At 55.3% G+C, this 1,289-nt stretch carries 1 rRNA gene; it reads left to right on the forward strand.

The window, feature by feature from the left end:
- Window positions 1-38: 38 nt before the first annotated feature.
- Window positions 39-1,289, forward strand: a 23S ribosomal RNA gene (locus JOD27_RS44360); the annotation flags it as partial.

Consider the following 1,289-nt stretch of genomic DNA (forward strand, 5'->3'; position numbering starts at 1 on the left):
GTTCTTTGAGAACTGCACAGTGGATGCGAGCATCTTTGTAGCAAGTTAGTAAGGGCATACGGTGGATGTCTTGGCACCAGGAGCCGATGAAGGACGTAGGAGACTGCGAAAAGTCTAGGGGAGCTGTCAACCGAGCTGAGATCCTAGAATTTCCGAATGGGGAAACCCGGCCCCAGTCATGTGGGGTCACCCATACCTGAACACATAGGGTATGTGGAGGGAACGCGGGGAAGTGAAACATCTCAGTACCCGCAGGAAGAGAAAACAACCGTGATTCCGTGAGTAGTGGCGAGCGAAAGCGGATGAGGCTAAACCGCGTCTGTGTGATACCCGGCAGGGGTTGCATTCGTGGGGTCGTGGGACCTTCTTGTCAGTTCTGCCGGACTGGCGACGAGTCAGAAAATACTGTGGTTAGAGGAACGTGTCTGGAAAGCACGGGCGTAGAGAGTGAAACCCTCGTACTCGAAAACTCGGTATCTCGTTGAAGTGTTCCCAAGTAGCAGCGTACTCGTGGAATTCGCTGTGAATCTGGCGGGACCACCCGCTAAGCCTAAATACTCCCTGGTGACCGATAGCGGACTAGTACCGTGAGGGAAAGATGAAAAGTACCCCGGGAGGGGAGTGAAATAGTACCTGAAACCGTGTGCCTACAATCCGTCGGAGCCTTTAGGGGTGACGGCGTGCCTTTTGAAGAATGAGCCTGCGAGTTAGTGCTACGTGGCGAGGTTAACCCGTGTGGGGTAGCCGTAGCGAAAGCGAGTCTGAATAGGGCGTTTAGTCGCGTGGTCTAGACCCGAAGCGGTGTGATCTAGCCATGGCCAGGGTGAAGCGCGGGTAAGACCGCGTGGAGGCCCGAACCCACCAGGGTTGAAAACCTGGGGGATGAGCTGTGGTTAGGGGTGAAAGGCCAATCAAACACCGTGATAGCTGGTTCTCCCCGAAATGCATTTAGGTGCAGCGTCGTATGTTTCACCGCGGGGGTAGAGCACTGGATGGCCTAGGGGGCCCACAAGCTTACCGAAGTCAACCAAACTCCGAATACCGTGGTGTGAGAGTGCGGCAGTGAGACTGCGGGGGATAAGCTTCGTAGTCGAGAGGGAAACAGCCCAGAACGCCAGCTAAGGCCCCTAAGTGTGTGCTAAGTGGGAAAGGATGTGGGGTCGCACAGACAGCCAGGAGGTTGGCTTAGAAGCAGCCACCCTTTAAAGAGTGCGTAATAGCTCACTGGTCAAGTGGTCCTGCGCCGACAATGTAGCGGGGCTTAAGCACACCGCCGAAGCTGTGTCATT

The sequence above is a fragment of the Lentzea nigeriaca genome (genome assembly GCF_016907955.1).
Classification (GTDB): Bacteria; Actinomycetota; Actinomycetes; order Mycobacteriales; family Pseudonocardiaceae; genus Lentzea; species Lentzea nigeriaca.